This window comes from Polaribacter sp. L3A8 (assembly GCF_009796785.1).
Lineage (GTDB): Bacteria > Bacteroidota > Bacteroidia > Flavobacteriales > Flavobacteriaceae > Polaribacter.
In genome coordinates this window covers 1,002,120-1,020,093 of sequence record NZ_CP047026.1, presented here as the reverse complement: position 1 = coordinate 1,020,093, position 17,974 = coordinate 1,002,120, and the positions used below count along the sequence as shown (strand labels likewise).

Annotated in this window: 12 protein-coding genes; 7 read left to right on the top strand and 5 right to left on the bottom strand. The window is 30.9% G+C overall.

What is annotated here, in order from left to right:
- The first annotated feature begins 78 nt into the window (after window positions 1–78).
- The 4 genes from GQR92_RS03870 (at window position 79) to GQR92_RS03855 (ending at window position 6,487) form a co-directional block, all read left to right on the top strand.
- Window positions 79–1,269 carry a DUF4856 domain-containing protein gene (locus GQR92_RS03870; protein WP_158837887.1) on the top strand — a complete coding sequence of 397 codons (1,191 nt, stop codon included), beginning with the start codon at window positions 79–81 and terminating at the stop codon, window positions 1,267–1,269.
- A gap of 94 nt (window positions 1,270–1,363) precedes the next feature.
- A complete protein-coding gene (locus GQR92_RS03865) occupies window positions 1,364–2,464 on the top strand; it encodes an imelysin family protein (RefSeq protein WP_158837886.1) in 1,101 nt (366 codons plus the stop codon).
- 236 nt (window positions 2,465–2,700) lie between these two features.
- On the top strand, window positions 2,701–4,083 hold the full coding sequence (locus GQR92_RS03860; RefSeq protein WP_158837885.1) for an HTTM domain-containing protein: 1,383 nt from the start codon (window positions 2,701–2,703) through the stop codon (window positions 4,081–4,083).
- 4 nt (window positions 4,084–4,087) lie between these two features.
- Window positions 4,088–6,487: a TonB-dependent receptor family protein gene (locus tag GQR92_RS03855; RefSeq protein WP_158837884.1), complete on the top strand. Its 2,400-nt coding sequence runs from the start codon at window positions 4,088–4,090 to the stop codon at window positions 6,485–6,487.
- Window positions 6,488–6,609: 122 nt separating this feature from the next.
- Here GQR92_RS03855 and GQR92_RS03850 read toward each other — a convergent pair whose 3' ends face one another.
- The 3 genes from GQR92_RS03850 to GQR92_RS03840 all read right to left on the bottom strand — a co-directional run bounded on the left by GQR92_RS03850 (window position 6,610) and on the right by GQR92_RS03840 (window position 10,391).
- The gene (locus GQR92_RS03850) at window positions 6,610–7,677 is read right to left on the bottom strand and encodes an imelysin family protein (RefSeq protein ID WP_158837883.1); all 1,068 of its coding nucleotides are present in this window, start codon (window positions 7,675–7,677) and stop codon (window positions 6,610–6,612) included.
- Between the two features lie 2 nt (window positions 7,678–7,679).
- Window positions 7,680–9,089, bottom strand: coding sequence for a di-heme oxidoreductase family protein (locus GQR92_RS03845; RefSeq protein ID WP_158837882.1), 1,410 nt, complete (start codon window positions 9,087–9,089; stop codon window positions 7,680–7,682).
- 84 nt (window positions 9,090–9,173) lie between these two features.
- Window positions 9,174–10,391: an imelysin family protein gene (locus GQR92_RS03840; protein WP_158837881.1), complete on the bottom strand. Its 1,218-nt coding sequence runs from the start codon at window positions 10,389–10,391 to the stop codon at window positions 9,174–9,176.
- Window positions 10,392–10,598: 207 nt separating this feature from the next.
- Between GQR92_RS03840 and guaB the strand changes: the two genes are divergently transcribed.
- Window positions 10,599–12,074 (top strand): IMP dehydrogenase, encoded by a 1,476-nt coding sequence (gene guaB, locus GQR92_RS03835; RefSeq protein WP_158837880.1) that lies wholly within the window; start codon window positions 10,599–10,601, stop codon window positions 12,072–12,074.
- Between the two features lie 35 nt (window positions 12,075–12,109).
- Entirely contained in the window at window positions 12,110–12,991 is an 882-nt protein-coding gene (locus GQR92_RS03830; RefSeq protein ID WP_158837879.1) for a hypothetical protein, read from the top strand.
- 117 nt (window positions 12,992–13,108) lie between these two features.
- Here the strand turns inward: GQR92_RS03830 and GQR92_RS03825 are convergent, their stop codons facing one another.
- Window positions 13,109–13,657, bottom strand: coding sequence for an acyl-CoA thioesterase (locus tag GQR92_RS03825; protein WP_158837878.1), 549 nt, complete (start codon window positions 13,655–13,657; stop codon window positions 13,109–13,111).
- Window positions 13,658–13,973: 316 nt separating this feature from the next.
- On the opposite strand from GQR92_RS03825, the gene GQR92_RS03820 reads away from it, so the two are divergent.
- Window positions 13,974–15,149: a GlmU family protein gene (locus GQR92_RS03820; RefSeq protein WP_158837877.1), complete on the top strand. Its 1,176-nt coding sequence runs from the start codon at window positions 13,974–13,976 to the stop codon at window positions 15,147–15,149.
- Between the two features lie 303 nt (window positions 15,150–15,452).
- Here GQR92_RS03820 and priA read toward each other — a convergent pair whose 3' ends face one another.
- Window positions 15,453–17,897 carry a replication restart helicase PriA gene (gene priA, locus GQR92_RS03815; RefSeq protein ID WP_233269996.1) on the bottom strand — a complete coding sequence of 815 codons (2,445 nt, stop codon included), beginning with the start codon at window positions 17,895–17,897 and terminating at the stop codon, window positions 15,453–15,455.
- Between the last annotated feature and the right edge of the window lie 77 nt (window positions 17,898–17,974).

Below are 17,974 nucleotides of genomic sequence, written 5' to 3'. Positions count from 1 at the left end.
AAATAAACTTTGTTAATGTAAAAATCAATTTTATATTTGCGAAAAATTATACAATTATTTGTAATTAATCTAAATAAAATGAAAAAAGTAATTCTATCGTTAGCAATTGTAGCAACATTAATCTCTTGTAATAATAACGACAACGATAATGACAACCCAACGGTTGCACCATCAAACTATAGTTTTGAGAGAAATGGAGCTTCAACAGTTAGTTATAGTGGGCAAACTACAAGAATTCTAATGGGAGAAGAGTTGTTAGATGCTTTAAAAGTACCTACAGAAACAGTAGCTTCTTTAGCAGGTAAATTTGCACATTCGGAAGGAGATTCTGATTTTACCGACGCTAATTTAAATACGTCAGATAAAAGTATTAGAAGTAAAACAGCTGCGTCTACAGATTTTTTCGCTGCAAACTCAACGGATGCTGCTGCTATAAAAACACAGTTTGATACTTGGATTTCTGCACAAGTAAATGAGGTTTTTACAAATTGGAATGTAGATGCATCTGCTGGTGTTGCAGGTCAAATACAACAATCTGGTGGTGGATCTGTAAGGTATATTAATGCAAAAGGATTAGAATATAACCAAGCAATTAATAAAGGACTTATTGGAGCTTTAGTTGTAGACCAAATTTTAAACAATTATTTAAGCACTGCTGTTTTAGATGCAGGTACAAATGTTGCTGATAATGATGCAGATGTTTTATTAGACGGTAAAAAGTACACTTCTATGGAGCATAAATGGGATGAAGCTTTTGGTTACTTATATGCAGTAGAACCAGACGCTACAGCACCTGTTTTAAATAACGACAGTTTTTTAAACGAGTATTTAAGTAGAGTAAATGACGATACTGACTTTGCAGGTATTGCAGACGATATTTACAATGCATTTACTTTAGGTAGAGCTGCAATTGTAAATAACGATTATACTACAAGAGATAGTCAGGCAGAAATTATTAAAGAAAAAATTTCTGAAGTAATTGCTGTAAGAGGTATTTACTATTTACAACAAGGTAAAAAATCTTTAGCTGTAGATAAAGCATCTGCTTTTCATGCATTATCAGAAGCAGTTGGTTTTATTTATAGCCTACAGTTTACTAGACAACCAAATTCTACAGAACCATATTTATCAAAAACAGAAGTAGATACTATTTTAAGTAGGCTACAATCTGGTAATGGTTTTTGGGATGTTACCGCAGCTACTTTAGATGAGGTATCAGAAACTATTGCAGCAAAATTCAATTTTACAGTTGCACAAGCAGGTAGTTAATACCTTACTTGTTTAGTTTTAAGAATAGTAAAAAGTATTTTGTTTAAATGCTTTTTACTATTTTTGCTTTATATTTAGATTTAATAAAAATAAGATGATTAAAAATTTTTGTATCCTTTTTCTATCAATCGTTCTTTTTGCTTCTTGTAGTTCTTCTGGTGAAGGAGAAGTGGTAGCAACAGATAATTTTGATAGAGCAGCAATGCTAACTAATATTGCAGATAATATTATTGTACCAGCTTATAATGATTTTAGTGCTAAATTAACAACATTAAAAACTGCAGGAGAAACGTTTACTGCCACTCCAGACCAAACAAATTTAGATGCTTTAAGAACATCTTGGTTAGCAGCATATACCACTTGGCAACAAGTAGAAATGTTTAATATTGGTAAAGCAGAAGAATTACAATATTCTTTTTACATGAATATTTACCCTTTAACGGTTGCCGATGTAGAAAAGAATATTTCTAACGGAACGTACGATTTAGATAGCTCCAACAACCACGATGCACAAGGTTTCCCTGCATTAGATTATTTATTATATGGTGTTGCAGATACAGATACTGCTATTCTTGCAAAATATACTACAGATGCAAATGCGGTTGGTTACAAAAAATACATAACAGACGTTTTAAACCAAATGAGTAATTTAACAGCGCAAGTTGTTACAGATTGGACTTCTTATAGAAATGAGTTTGTTACAAGTACTGCTAACACGGTTACAAGTGCAGGAAACATGTTGGTAAATGATTATATTTTTTATTACGAAAAAGGTTTAAGAGCAAATAAAATAGGAACTCCTGTAGGTAATTTTTCTACAAATCCTTTACCAGAAAAAGTAGAAGGTTTTTATAGTAGGGTTTATTCTAAAGAATTGGCATTAGAAGCTTTAAACGCAGTTGTAAATTTATTTGAAGGTAAACATTACAATGCTACTACAAAAGGAGTCAGTTTTAGTGATTATTTAATCGCAATTGATAAAGCAAATGTTTCTACAGCAATTATCAATCAAAATACTGTTGCTAAAACGCAGATTAATACATTAAATGCTAATTTTTACGAGCAGATAAATACAAATGATGTTGCCATGAGAAAGGCTTACGATGAATTACAAAAAGTAGTTGTTTTCTTAAAAGTTGATATGTTACAAGCATTTAATATAAGTGTAGATTATGTTGATGCAGACGGAGATTAAGGCCTATAGTATAAACTAATATCAAGTGAATTTTAAAATGATTGATAATAAATTTGAATTATTTTTTCTAAATATGCAATAGAAAATCTAATCATAGCCTTAGTTACGATTCTATTTTATATTAAAATATTAAGGAAAAAGAAACGAATTTAATCGGTCATTTTGATGTTCATTTGGTATAACATAAACCCTGAGCATTTATTGATAAAATAAGTGCTCAGGTTTTTTTTATTTTGATGAAACTTTTAAAATACAATTTTAAAGAACAAACAAATGCAGCTCCTTTAGCTGTTTTTCGTTTGTTTTTTGGTTTTATGATGTTTGCAAGTATCGTACGTTTTTGGGCAAACGGGTGGATAGAAAAACTGTACTTAGTACCCAAATTTCATTTTTCTTATTACGGCCTTAGTTTTATAAAACCTATTGGCAATTACACCTATTTATTGTTTGTTATTTGTGGTTTATCTGCCTTATTTGTAGCGTTTGGTTATAAGTATAGAATGGCAATTATTACCTTTTTTCTATCTTTTGGTTATATAGAATTTATGGATAAAACAACGTACTTAAACCATTATTACTTTATAAGTGTTATTAGTTTTGTGCTTATTTTTTTACCTGCAAGTGCTGTTTTTTCTGTTGATAATTTACGGACTAAAAAGAAGTACCTAAACATTCCAAAATGGACTATAGATATTATTAAAGTCCTTTTAGGCGTTGTGTATTTTTATGCAGGTTTGGCAAAATTAAATTCAGATTGGTTGTTTAGAGCAATGCCTTTAAAAATATGGTTACCTTCTAAGTATGATCTTCCTTTAATAGGCAACACTTTAATGCAACAAGATTGGTTTCATTTTGCAATGGCTTGGTCTGGCATGTTGTACGATTTAAGTATTCCGTTTTTACTGTTATACAAAAGAACACGAGTTTTTGCTTTTGTAATTGTGGTCTTTTTTCATGTTTTTACAAGAATTTTGTTCCCAATTGGTATGTTTCCTTTTATTATGATTGTTTCTACCTTGATATTTTTTGAAGCAGGTTTTCATGAGAAAATAATCGGTTTTATTAAAAAATTAGTATTCAATTTGTCTCCTCGAGCGCAGTCGAGAGGTCTTGTTTTAAAGCAAAACTATCAATTCTCAAAAACGAAAATAAAGTTTGTTTTACCAATTTTAATTACGTTTTTAGTTATTCAACTACTTTTACCTTTTAGATCGTTATTATATCCGGGAGAATTATTTTGGACAGAAGAAGGCTACCGTTTTTCTTGGCGCGTTATGTTAATGGAAAAAGCAGGAATAACAAATTTTAGAATTGTAAACACTAAAACAGGCAGTTTTTTTATGGTTGATAATAAAGATTTTTTAACTCCGTTTCAAGAAAAGCAAATGAGTTATCAGCCAGATTTTATCTTAGAATATGCACATTATTTAGGAAATCACTTTAAAAGTCAGGGCCATAAAAATATTGCTATTTTTGCAGATAGTTACGTGGCTTTAAACGGAAGGCTAAGTACAAGATATATAAACCCAAAAGTAGATTTATATCAACAAAAAGAAAACTTTAAACACAAAGATTGGATTGTTCCGTTTTCGTCAAAAATAAAAATTAAAGGAATTTAAATATATGAAGTTTAGAATCATTTTTATCATTCTTGCCTTACTACAAACAGCCATTTATAGTCAGTATAAAGTTTCTGGAACCGTAGTTTCTGACGATAATAAGCCCTTAAAAAAAGTACAGATTTATAATGAATCTGGCGGATTATTAACAGAAACAGATGCTTTAGGAAAATTTTTATTTTCTATTGATACAGAAACAATTTCGTTGGTTTTTTATACGGATAATTTTAAAGTAGAAAGAACCGTTTTAAGCGCAGCAAACTACGTTGAGGTAAAAATTGTCTTAAACTCGTTTTCAGAAGAATTATCAGAAATAGAGATAAAGGCAAGAAAACGTAAGGTTTTTGAGCTAAAAAGATTAAAAGATGTAGAAGGAACTTCGATTTTTGCAGGTAAAAAAACAGAAGTAGTTTTGGTAAATCAATCTGCGGCAGCATTATCAACAAACAATGCACGTCAGATTTTTAACCAAGTTGCAGGTTTAAATATTTATCAGAATGATGATGCAGGTTTGCAATTAAATATTGGTGGTAGAGGTTTAGACCCTAACAGAACTGCTAATTTTAATACGCGTCAGAATGGATATGATATTAGTGCAGATGTTTTAGGATATCCAGAAAGTTATTATACGCCAGCATCCGAAGGATTGGATGAAATACAGGTAATTCGTGGCGCAGCTTCTTTGCAATACGGAACGCAATTTGGTGGTTTGGTAAATTTTGTAACCAAGAAACCAACAGAAGATCAAGAAATCGTTTTTAGAAATACGGTAGGTAGTAATGGTTTGTACACTAACTTTACCAGTTTAAGCGATACACACGGTAAATTTAGTTATTACACGTATGTCAACTATAAAAAAGGAGATGGATTTAGACCCAATTCTGAGTTTGAATCTACAAACGTATTTGCACACTTAGGATATCAAATTAATGATAAAAGTAAATTATCTGCAGAGGTTACGGGTTTAAAATATCTAGCACAACAAGCAGGTGGTTTAACAGATCAAATGTTTAATGAAGACCCTTTACAGAGCAATAGAGCGCGTAATTGGTTTCAGGTAAAATGGTTTTTGTACAATCTAAAGTGGGAACACGCTTTTTCTGATAATACCAACTTTTCTTTTAGTTTCTTTGGTTTAGATGCTTCTAGAGATGCCTTGGGTTTTAGAACCAATAGAGTAAGTCAGGTAGATTCTGGTGAGGAAAGAGATTTGATAAAAGGGACATTTAAAAACTATGGTTTTGAGTCGCGTTTGGTAAGTAATTACACGTTGTTCGATAAAAAATCTACCTTTTTAATTGGTACAAAATTTTACAAAGCAAACAATACCAATATGCAAGGACCTGGTTCTGATGGATCGGATGCAGATTTTAATATGTATTTAGATCAGTATCCAGAGTATCCAAGACAATCGGATAGTAAATTTCCAAATCTAAATGTGTCTTTATTTGGTGAAAATATTATTTATGTAAATGATAAATTATCAATAACACCTGGTTTTAGATTAGAATACATCAACACAAAAAGAGACGAGATTATAAAAGACATTGTAACAGATGCTGCGGGAAATGTAATTAATGAAAACTTAAGAGATGAAGAAGAAACAAATGAAAGAAGTTTTGTTTTATTAGGTTTAGGTTCTAGTTATAAACTGAATAGAACAACAGAGTTTTATGGTAATATTTCTCAGAATTACCGTTCTGTAACCTTTTCTGATATTAGTACTGCAAACCCTGCTTTTGAAATTTCTCCTGATATTTCTGATGAAAAAGGATTTACAATTGATGCAGGTTTCCGTGGCAATTATAAAAACTTCTTTTCTTATGATGCCAATGTTTTTGGATTGTTTTATAATGATAGAATTAATATTTATACAAGAGACGATGGTAAAGCAGAAAGAGCTAATATTGGTGATGCAAGAATTTTAGGAGTTGAAAGTTTGATCGATTTTAATATTAAAAAGTTGTTTACAAACAATTCTGATTATGTCTTAAATTACTTTATCAACTCTTCTTTTATAACATCAGAATATACCGAATCTGATATTAATGGAGTAGAAGGGAATGAGGTAGAATTTATACCAAACGTTAATATTAAAACAGGTGCTCGTTTTGGATACAAAGATTTTTTAGCAAGTATTCAATACTCTTATTTATCTCGTCAGTTTTCTGATGCTACCAATGCAACAGGCGGAAGTATTAGTGGCGTTACAGGAGAAATACCGGCCTATGATATTTTAGACTTTTCTGCTTCTTACAAATACAAGTTTATGAAGATAGAAACGGGTGTAAACAACCTTTTAGATAACAGTTATTTTACGCGTAGAGCAACGGGATATCCTGGACCAGGAATTATACCTTCTGCACCAAGAAACTATTATGTTACTTTAGAGTTTAAGTTTTAAAACACTTAAATTGATGCAACTTATTGATAAAAAAAATCAACCTATGCTTAACGTATAGGTTGATTTTTTTTTTGTTGAAATACAATGGAGTTTGTATTACTTATTTTAAAGAATGATTGTTCTTAATCTCCATCATTATCGGTTGGTAATACGTTTACAGACAGCGTGCTTGCAGCATCTACAGAGAAATATTTTATTAAATCGAATAAAGAATTATACAAGGTTTCTACACTTTTATCTCCATTAGAAATGGCAGTATACAAATCGATATCAATAGCATCAATATTATTAAAAACAGTATTAAAACTATTATTTATTTCCGTAGATATTTCTGATGAATCTGATATTTCATCAACAATATTGGCAAAATTAACGCTACTTAAAGCATAGGCATTTTGTATTTCCTCTAAAGAACTTTGTATCAATTTTAAAGAACTTTTACTTCTATATGCTTCTAAAAGTTCTACATCTGTATTAGGTGTTTTTTCTAATCCTGCAGGTTTTCCTATTTTGGTAACTCTAATAATATCTATAATATTTATAAGTTGATTAAATGCCAAACAACGTGCGTTTTCTATACAAGACAAGCTTTTGTAGTTCTTAAAAGTGTCTTTGTAACCTTGTTCCCAAAAATCGATTAATAGGTTTATTTGCCTTAAATTTTCTTTTGTAATGGCTAATAAATAATTTACCCTAAAGGTATCCTCTTGCAAAAGAGTAAGACTGTTTTTTGTACCATTTTCATTATAAAGTAAATATTCCATTGCTGCCAATCCTTTAGAAACCGTACTGCTATTGCTAACATAATCGGTATTAAAAGTTGTTTTTTCTAGAATATTGCTTTCAATAAAACTTGGTTTTGCTGGGAAATTATAAATTATAATATCATAATATAAAGACTTTACATCTACTACATTATATACACGTGTTTTAGAAAAAGTACTTGCACAATTTACCCATTGCGTTTGTAATAACGTAAAGTTTTCTTGCGTTGTATTGGTTTTAAAATCTTCTGTAAGTGTTATTTGTTTTTCTATAGCTGCCTTAAAATTGTTTAAAGACGGCAATATATTTACGCTGTAATATTCTTCGTGAAAAAGATGTATTGCAGATGATGAATTTGAATTTTCTTTACTACAAGAAGAAAGGAATGTTATTGCAGATAGAAAAAAGAAAAAATGTTTTTTCATGATTATAATGAGTTTAAAAATTTAAGTAGTTGTTCTCGTTTTTCTTTTGATAATTTTTTGAAGTTATTCTTAGCGTTTTCTGCTTCGCCACCATGCCATAAAATAGCTTCTTCAATATTTCTGGCTCTACCATCGTGTAATAAAAAAGTATGCTTATTAACTTCTTCGATTAAGCCTAAACCCCAAAGAGGTTGTGTTCTCCATTCGTTTCCATCAGCTAAAAAATCGGCTCTATTATCTGCTAATTCATCACCCATATCATGCAATAAAAAATCTGAATAAGGTCTAATAGTTATATTTTCTAGTTGTGTTAATAATGAGTAGTCATTGCCTGTTGTAAAATTGTTTACATGGCAAGTAACACAAGCTAAATCATTAAATAACTGTTTCCCTTCTAAGACATCAATCGTTTTAAAATCTCTTCTTTTTGGTACAGAAATAGCTGCTTGGTATACCATTATTCTGCTCATTTGAGTATCTGGTACTTCTACTGTTTCATTAACATTATTGCCATTATTTAATTTGCTACAATCTACACCATGCGGACAATTTTCATCCGGAAATAAAGAAGACGTTAAACCCATATCTCCATTAAAAGCGCCAGCAACTTGTTGTTCTAATGTTGGTTGATTGGCTTTCCATCCAAATTTACCAATGGTAGATTTAGACTCTTTAACATTCCAAACATAATTTGCTTTTCCAGAAATTCCGTCTCCATCAATATCATTAATATCTTCGTTTGCTAAAATGCTAGCTTCGCTTAAAGCATCTATAAAACCTAAACCAATTACTTGTGGACCAACACGTGGAGATTGTTTTGGGTTGTTTAAAGAACCATAATTTTCATTTACAATTGTATAGGTTGGTTTTCTTAGTTCGTAAGCTTCTCCATCAGAATAGCTACCTGTAATTGTTTCGAAATGCACATTAATGGTTGCTTCTTTATCTATGCCTAAATTAGAATTGTCTTGTAATTGACCTCCGTAATTAGCAATACCAATTGGGCCTGTAATTAAATCGTTTCCAGAACTTAAACGGATTAAAAAGCCTTCGGAAACTGCTCCGTTTTCTAATAAAGGAGTTCCTCTACCATCATTAGAGTGACAAGTAGCACAAGCTCTTGCATTAAATATGGGACCTAAACCATCTCTAGAAGTAGTGGTTGCAGGTGCAGAAACCCAACTTTGCTCAAACATGGCATTACCAACACCAAAAAAAGCGAGTTCTAAATTTGATAATCCTGGAATTGATCTACCAAATGCTTTTTCTCCTGTAAAAGCTTCTATAGATAAATCCGATACTAGATTTTCTTCGTCTGCTTCGTAATTAATGTCTATATATTCTTCTTCAGAAAACTCATCAGTTGTACAAGAGAAAAGGAAAAAAATTAGAACGTAAAAAAAATACTTCATTTACTTTTTATTTATAAAATAGAGAAAACTGAAGACCATAAAAGCCTTCAGTTTTATTAATAATAATTGTATTATTTAAATTACTTACTCCACAGTAATACTAACACCTAAAGCACCCGCTGCATCAGAAATTGCGTGACTTTGATTTATTAATGCTACTGCTAAATCATTAGCAGGACCACCAGAGGTTAAATTTTCTTCGCTAATAATTTCATCGAAATTTTTACCCAAACCTAATAAAGTATTTAATTTAGAAATAGTTTCGGAAGCTTTTGTGTCTAAAGACGCTCCAAAAGTTGCATTATTTTGATTCACTAATTCTATTAATGAAACTCCAGAAATAATAGCACCACTTTCTGTAGTATAGCTACCAACAATAATATTATTTAATCCATGTACATTTGCCCACATATCTTGGTTTGTATTGTCAGAAAAACAAGAATGTTCATTTTCTTGCCCTTCATCAATAGCAGCATAAATTCTTTCTTGAGCAACTTCTCCATTAGAAATAAAACCAATACCGTTTAAGATGTTTTTTAAAGCAACATCTTCATCTAAAGCTTCAAAAGTTGTTCTATAAGCACCACCAACTGCCCAAGTATTATTTAAATCATTTAAGTCATTAATTAATAAATCTGTAACAACTTGTAAATAAGTAGCTCTTCTGTTGGCAAATTTTTCTGTTGTATAATCTGTGTAAGGTCTATCTCCAGAAACAGCATAATTATCTGTAGTATGGTTAATAGGATCGTAGTTTAAATCTTGTCCCCAAAGTAAAAACTCAATAGCGTGCCATCCTGTAGCAATATTATCTGCACCACCATCTTCATTTTTAGCTATAAGGTTTGCTGCTGTTAATTCAACAGTAGTATCACCAATTAAACCATTTTGTACAGTTCCTCCAGTAGTATTAAAAACATAATCTATATACCCTTCATCTAATGGCCATGCGTTAATTTGTCCTTCGGTTGCTAATAAATCTTCGTTATCTATTGGTCCGTTAGCTTCTCTATACGCTTCTGTTTGTCCGTAAAAATCTCTAGCATGCAACCAAGATGTTCTTGCTTCTGCTAAAGTAGTTTCTGTAGGCGCTGCAATAAAAGCACTAATTTTTGTTTGCATTGCTACCGCAGTATTATAAGTGTCAGCGTAATTTGTAGATGCTATTGTTGCATAGTTTTCTATAAAATCTGCTTTAGTTACTTGTTCTGTTGGTATTTCATCTTCATTATTATTAGAGCAAGAAATAGCCATAATGCTTGTAAAAAATACTATAGATAGTTTTGTAAAGTTGAATTTCATTATTTAATTTTATTTAGATTTATTTAAAATAGTGTTTTTTTTAGCGCAAATATACAATTCAAATACAATTACACAAATCTTATTTAGAATAAATAAAAATAACTTTTAATGTAAACTAATTGTTATCATTATAGATACTAGGTTAATGATAGTATAAAATTGATATATTATATGTAAATTTGCACGCAATTATATCTTAATTGCAACATGACAGCACACAACAACAAAATTTTAGGAGAAGGATTAACATACGACGACGTTCTTTTGGTCCCAGCCTTTTCAGAAGTACTTCCAAGAGAAGTAAGTATTCAAACAAAATTTACTAGAAACATTACAATCAACGTACCAATTGCATCTGCAGCAATGGATACTGTTACAGAATCTGCTTTAGCAATTGCAATTGCAAGAGAAGGTGGTATTGGTGTTTTACATAAAAATATGACTATTGAGCAACAAGCGAAAGAAGTTAGAAAAGTAAAACGTGCAGAAAGCGGAATGATTTTAGATCCGGTAACTTTGCCTTTAACAGCTGTTGTTTCTGAAGCGAAAGCAAACATGAAAGAACATGGTATTGGAGGAATTCCTATTATAGATGACAATGGTATTTTAAAAGGTATTGTTACGAATAGAGATTTACGTTTTGAGCATGATGGACAAAGACCAATTGTAGAAGTAATGACTAGCGAAAATCTAGTAACTGCTTCTGTAGGAACTTCTTTGGGTGATGCCGAAAAAATTCTTCAGAATTATAAAATAGAAAAACTTTTAATTGTTGATGAAGATTACAAATTAAAAGGATTAATAACATTTAGAGATATTACCAAAGTAACTCAAAAGCCAATTGCTAACAAAGATTCTTTTGGTAGATTAAGAGTTGCAGCTGCCTTAGGTGTTACTGGTGATGCTGTAGATAGAGCAGAAGCTTTAGTAAATGCAGGTGTAGATGCTGTAATTATAGATACTGCCCATGGTCATACAAAAGGTGTAGTAATGGTTTTAAAAGCAGTAAAAGCAAAGTTTCCAAACTTAGATGTAGTTGTTGGTAATATAGCAACTGGTGCAGCAGCTAAATATTTAGTAGAAGCAGGAGCAGATGCTGTAAAAGTTGGTATTGGTCCAGGTTCTATTTGTACAACAAGAATTGTTGCAGGAGTTGGTTTTCCTCAATTTTCTGCAGTTTTAGAAGTTGCCGCAGCTATTAAAGGAAGTGGAGTACCAGTTATTGCAGATGGTGGAATTCGTTATACAGGAGATATTCCTAAAGCAATTGCAGCCGGAGCAGATTCTGTAATGTTGGGTTCTTTATTGGCCGGAACAAAAGAATCTCCAGGAGAAACTATTATTTACGAAGGAAGAAAATTTAAGTCTTATAGAGGTATGGGATCTGTAGAAGCAATGAAACATGGTTCTAAAGATAGATACTTTCAAGATGTAGAAGATGATATTAAAAAATTAGTTCCAGAAGGTATTGTAGGTCGTGTTCCTTATAAAGGTGAGTTAGCAGAAAGTATTCACCAATTTATTGGAGGTTTACGTGCAGGTATGGGATACTGTGGTGCTAAAGATGTAGAAACATTAAAAGAAACAGGACGATTTGTAAGAATTACCGCAAGCGGAATTAATGAAAGTCATCCTCATGATGTTGTTATTACTAAAGAATCGCCTAATTATAGCAGAAGGTAATTTAGAAATACAAGCTGTTAAAACATCCGATAGGAATGCAAGATAAAATTTTTATAGAGTTTAAGAAAAAAAGGGATTTAGGTGCAATAATCTCTGATACTTTTAAATTTCTAAGTACGGAATGGAAATCCTTTTTTGGAAGCATTCTTAAAGCAGCAATTATTCCAATTTTTGTAGCTATTGGTGCAATGATATATTATGCAATATCTTCTACAACTGTTTTTGGAGATATGGCAAACACAAGCGATTTTGATAATCCTTTTAATTTAAATTTTACGGAACTAATAATTCCTGTATTTATTTTTATAAGTGCTTATTTGGTTGCTTATGCTTTGGTAACAGTTTCGGCTTTGTCTTACATAAAATCATACATTGCCAATAAAGGAGTTGTAAATATAAAGGGAGTAGAAACTTTAGCAAAAGACAAATTTGGCGCTTATATTGGTTTGTTTTTACTAAACGGAATCATTGTATTTGTTGGTGCTTTGTTTTGTTTTTTACCAGGAATCTATTTAGGAGTTGTATTATCGTTATCTATTTGTTTGCTTATTTTTCAAGAAAAAAGTGCAATGGATGCTATTACAGATTCTTTTAACTTTATAAAAGGACATTGGTGGGAAACCTTTGGTGTTTTAATTGTTATTCAGTTAATTATAATGGTTATTAGTGTTGTGGTAGATTTACCTGCAACTTTTTATCAATTTATACATATAGGTTTTGGTGTAAAAAATGAAGATGCTGTTGAAATTTTGAATATTTTTAAAGATCCTATTTATATCATCTTATTGGTTTTTTCATACTTCATTAAATTCATTTTATATACCGTAACAACAGTTGCTACTGTGTTTATTTATTATGATATTAAAGAACAAAGAAACCCATCAAGAACTATGATTAATGAGATTGGTGTAGAGTAAGATTATCAATTTTTATACTTCTGTAATTGCATTATAAAACTTAAAATATATTTTAATAAAAAACCGAGTAAATTAATTTTACTCGGTTTTTTTTGATTTTATAAATTTAGATAAAAGCTATTTTAAGTCAATTTTAGAATTGCTTTCTTCTAATAAATGGATATAATCATTTATTTCAAAAACATTACTACTAAAACGAGAGGTTCTGTGTCTTCCTTCACTTTGTCTAGTAATACTTCTAGCAAAACGTCTTACTTCATCTTTGGTTGTTAATACAATTCCAGGAACTGGAGTACTTTTACCATCGTCATCTTTTGCCACCATTGTAAAATAAGAAGAGTTACAATGTTTTGTTTTTCCGGTTCTTATGTTTTCAGAATCTACACGCAACCCAACAACCATAGAAGTTCTACCTGTAAAATTAATAGAAGCTTTCATGGTTACCAACTCTCCAACTTCTATAGGGTTTAAAAAATCTACTTTATTTACAGAAGCCGTTACACAGTAATTTCCAGAATGTTTAGAAGCACAGGCAAATGCAATTTGGTCCATCAAATTTAAAATATAACCTCCATGAATTTTACCACTAAAATTAGAGTTAGATGGTTTCATTAACTCCATTATTTTTACTTGTGATTCTTCTATAAATTTAAACTTCTTAGTCATATACTTAATTTTATCCTTAAAATAATACTTTTATGTAGACGCAAAATTATAGTTTTATTTACGCTATTGCATAAAAAACAGTCCTTATTAAAAATTATTAAGGATTTAATGATAAATATAGTAGAATATTAAAGATAACTTATAATTTAGTGAATGAAATTGCGACAATTAATGATTTTTAGATTCCTGTAGCATATAAAAGAATCTTAATTAACTGATTTTTTTTTTAAATTGATAAAACCCGACTCAAATTATTAGAATCGGTTTTTTTAATGCTCATTTTAAAGTAAATTTGTATCACTTTAAAAATAAAAAAATGAATTATATTCTATTTGATGGCGATGTTAGAAACTCGTTATTACCATTTACATACACAAGACCAGTTGCAGAGATTAGAATAGGAATTTTAACCATTAGAGAAAAATGGGAGAAACACTTAGGCTTAACTACAACAACTGTTACTGAGGAATATTTAGAAGAAAAATATCCGATGGTAGAAATGGAAGAAAATATTTTGATAAACGCTTCTTTTTGTCCGACAGAGAGTTTGGTTGATAAGATTAAAGAATTATCAAAAAATGAAGCTATTTTTAAAGGAGAAGATGTTATTGCTTTTTACACATCAGATTCTCAAGAAGAAGTTAATTTTGATGAATACACACAAATAGAATTTGAAGAAGATCTTTTACAAGTAAAAAACACTTGGGATATTTTTTCTTTAAATGCATCAGCAATTCAACAAGATTTCGATTTAATTACAGAAGGTAGAACGTCTGAGCCAATACCAGCAGGAACAAGGTGTATTAATGCCGAAAATATTTTTATTGAAGAAGGAGCAGAAATTACTTTTGCGACTTTAAATGCTTCTGAAGGACCTATTTATATTGGTAAAGATGCGGTAGTTTTAGAAAACAGTGCTGTAAAAGGACCCTTTGCAATGGGAGAACATGCCGTATTAAAAATGGGCGCAAAAATATATGGAGGAACCACTTTAGGACCGTACTGTAAAGTAGGAGGAGAGGTTAGTAATTCTGTTTTATTTGGCTATTCTAGTAAAGGACATGATGGTTATTTAGGGAACTCTGTTTTAGGAGAATGGTGTAATTTAGGTGCAGATACCAACAATTCTAATTTAAAGAATAATTATGCTGAAGTAAAATTATGGGATTATGAAACAGGTCGTTTTGCTAAAACGGGTTTACAGTTTTGTGGTTTAATGATGGGAGATCATTCTAAATGCGGAATTAACACCATGTTTAATACAGGAACTGTAGTTGGCGTTAGCGTAAATCTTTTTGGAAGCGGATTTCCAAGAAACTTTGTACCTTCTTTTAGTTGGGGAGGAGCATCTGGATTTACAGAATACAAAACCAACAAAGTTTTTGAAGTTGCCGAAGTTGTTATGAAACGTAGAGATATTGTTTTTGATGAAATGGAGCAAAAAATATTAGAATACGTTTTCGAAGAAACAAAACAATATAGAAATTATTAAAAAGTTACAGTTTTCAGTTTACAGTTGCAGTAGGCAGTTAGTTTTTTATTAAAAAATTGCTACCAATTGAGCTGTGATAGTAACTCATAAGCGAGAGTGTTAGTGTCACGATCGTACCGTAGCAAGTGGGTTTTAAAATGAAAACAGTATGCTATGGTGGTCTTTACGAGCGGGACACTCGCTATAGCTAGTGAAGAGACTAAACATTATAGTATCTATTAATAGTTTATAATTGCACGGGGGAACTGAGAACCGTTACTGTAAACTGATACTGAACACTGCCCACTAAATATTGCTCACTATTTAATACGCATCCACATCAGTTATAAAACGGATGGGCCTAAAATCTTTAACAGCTTCAAAAGTATCTTTTATCTTTTGAAGTTGTTTTTTTGTGCTTGCTAAACTCTGTTTTGGAGGAATTTTAATAACAATATTTTTAATATATTGATTTCTAATTCTAGAAACTGCAGGGGCAGAAGGGCCTAAAACATGCTCTCCAAAAGAACTAGTTAACGCTTTAAACAACCAATTTACGCCACTATCAACTTTGTTATAATCTTTGTGTTTTAGTGTTATTTTTATCAACCTGTAATAAGGAGGATATTTAAATTGCCAACGTTCTTGCAATTGTTCTTTATACATTTCTGCATAATTGGTTGTAGAAACTTGTTGCAGTATTTGATGAAACGGATTGTAGGTTTGTATGGCTACATTTCCTTGTTTTTTATTTCTACCTGCTCTACCAGAAACCTGTACCATCATATCGTAGGCACGTTCATGCGCTCTAAAATCGGGGAAGTTTAGCATAGAATCTGCATTTAAAATCCCCACTAAAGTAACATTGTCAAAATCTAAACCTTTAGAAAGCATTTGTGTACCCACTAAAACATCTATTTCACGGGCTTCAAAAGCACCAATTATTTTCTGATAACCATATTTACCACGAGTAGTGTCTAAATCCATTCTTCCTATTTTATGATCAGGAAAAAGTTCAGTTAATTCTAATTCAATTTGTTCTGTACCAAAACCTTTATTATCTAAAGTATTACTACCGCAAGCGCCACAACTATTTGGCATTGCACGCTGATAATTACAGTAATGACAACGTAATTCGTTTCTAAATTTATGATAGGTTAAACTCACATCACAATTTGGGCATTGAGGCGAAATACCACAAGTTTTACACTCTACAACAGGCGAAAAACCACGTCTGTTTTGAAACAAAATTACTTGCTCTTTTAAGTCTAAAGCTTCTTGAATCAATTTTAGCAAACAATCAGAAAAATGACCTTTCATTTCTTTTTTTCGTTGCTTCTCTTTAACGTTAATCAATTCAATTTTTGGTAATAAAACATTTCCGTGTCGCCTATTTAATGCTACAAAACCATATTTTTTTTGTTGTGCATTAAAGTAACTCTCTAGAGATGGAGTAGCAGAACCCAATAATATTTTTGCTTTGTGAATCTTGGCTAAAACAATAGCAGCGTCTCTAGCATTATATCTTGGAGATGGTTCAAACTGTTTGTAAGAAGTTTCATGCTCTTCATCAACAACAATTAAACCTAAGTTAGAAAACGGTAAAAAGATAGAAGAACGAGCTCCTAAAATAATTCTGGCTTTTGGTTTGTTTTCTAAAACATTATTCCAAACTTCTACACGTTCGTTCATGGAATATTTAGAGTGAAAAACAGAAATTTGTTCTCCAAAATAAAATTGTAAACGCGTTATAATTTGTGTGGTTAATGCTATTTCTGGCAACAAGAATAACACTTGTTTTCCTTCATCTAAAACTTCTTGAATTAGTTTTGTATAAACTTCTGTTTTACCAGAACTTGTAACTCCGTGTAAGAGTGTTACGTCTTTTTCTACAAAGGTTTCCTTAATTTCAGAAAGTGCTTTTTCTTGAAATTCATTGAGCACTTTTAAATCGTTTGTATCTCCTTTAAACTGAATTCTATCAGTTTGAATATGGTAAAATTCAAAGATGTTTTTATCAACTAGAGATTTTAAAATAGTAGAAGATACGTTTGCTTTTTCTTCTAATTCTTTTGCTTTTATTGGTTTTTTAGACGTTGATAATTGAAAGAAACCTAAAACAGCTTCTCGTTGTTTTTTGGCTCTAGATAAATCTTCTAGTAGTTTACCTAAAGAATCATCCGAAGAATAATCAGAATGTAAACGAACATATTTTACTAATTTAGGTTTGTATTGTTCGTAAATTTCTTCTTTTATAGTGATCGCCGTTTTTTTTATCAACGAATTAACAATGGGCATTACTTTTTTCTTTCCTAAAATGGCTGCAACCTGATGAATGGTTAATTGAGATTGATGTTGTAAAGCTTCATAAATTAAATATTCATCATCAGCTAAAAGATCCTCTTCTGTAAAAGCTTCATTTTTATTGATAATGGTTTCGCTTTCTAATAAAAAAGCAGAAGGTAAAGCAGCTCTATACACATCACCTAAAGAACAGATGTAATAATTAGAAATCCATTGCCAATGCTGTAATTGCAACTCATTAACCAAAGGTACTTCATCTAAAATCTGATGAATTTCTTTAGCTTCATATAACGTTGGTTTTGTTTGATGAATGTTTAAAACCAATGCAGAATACATCTTCGATTTTCCAAAAGAAACAGCAACACGCATTCCTTTTTGCAAAAAAATAGCTTCTTCTTCAGTCACAGAATACGTAAATGTTTTCTGAATAGGAATGGGCAGTATGACGTCTATAAAATGTAACAAATGACTTATTTTTAGGTGTTTGTCCTTTTTTTGTTCGATGAAGTTTCTAAATTCTAATTAAAGACTTCTAGATTTCT

What these genes read in the sequence shown, in the direction of transcription:
- GQR92_RS03870 (WP_158837887.1), top strand. Translation starts at nt 79, where the DNA reads ATGAAAAAAGTAATTCTATCGTTAGCAATTGTAGCAACATTAATCTCT.
- GQR92_RS03865 (WP_158837886.1), top strand. Translation starts at nt 1,364, where the DNA reads ATGATTAAAAATTTTTGTATCCTTTTTCTATCAATCGTTCTTTTTGCT.
- GQR92_RS03860 (WP_158837885.1), top strand. Translation starts at nt 2,701, where the DNA reads ATGAAACTTTTAAAATACAATTTTAAAGAACAAACAAATGCAGCTCCT.
- GQR92_RS03855 (WP_158837884.1), top strand. Translation starts at nt 4,088, where the DNA reads ATGAAGTTTAGAATCATTTTTATCATTCTTGCCTTACTACAAACAGCC.
- GQR92_RS03850 (WP_158837883.1), bottom strand. Translation starts at nt 7,677, where the DNA reads ATGAAAAAACATTTTTTCTTTTTTCTATCTGCAATAACATTCCTTTCT.
- GQR92_RS03845 (WP_158837882.1), bottom strand. Translation starts at nt 9,089, where the DNA reads ATGAAGTATTTTTTTTACGTTCTAATTTTTTTCCTTTTCTCTTGTACA.
- GQR92_RS03840 (WP_158837881.1), bottom strand. Translation starts at nt 10,391, where the DNA reads ATGAAATTCAACTTTACAAAACTATCTATAGTATTTTTTACAAGCATT.
- guaB (WP_158837880.1), top strand. Translation starts at nt 10,599, where the DNA reads ATGACAGCACACAACAACAAAATTTTAGGAGAAGGATTAACATACGAC.
- GQR92_RS03830 (WP_158837879.1), top strand. Translation starts at nt 12,110, where the DNA reads ATGCAAGATAAAATTTTTATAGAGTTTAAGAAAAAAAGGGATTTAGGT.
- GQR92_RS03825 (WP_158837878.1), bottom strand. Translation starts at nt 13,657, where the DNA reads ATGACTAAGAAGTTTAAATTTATAGAAGAATCACAAGTAAAAATAATG.
- GQR92_RS03820 (WP_158837877.1), top strand. Translation starts at nt 13,974, where the DNA reads ATGAATTATATTCTATTTGATGGCGATGTTAGAAACTCGTTATTACCA.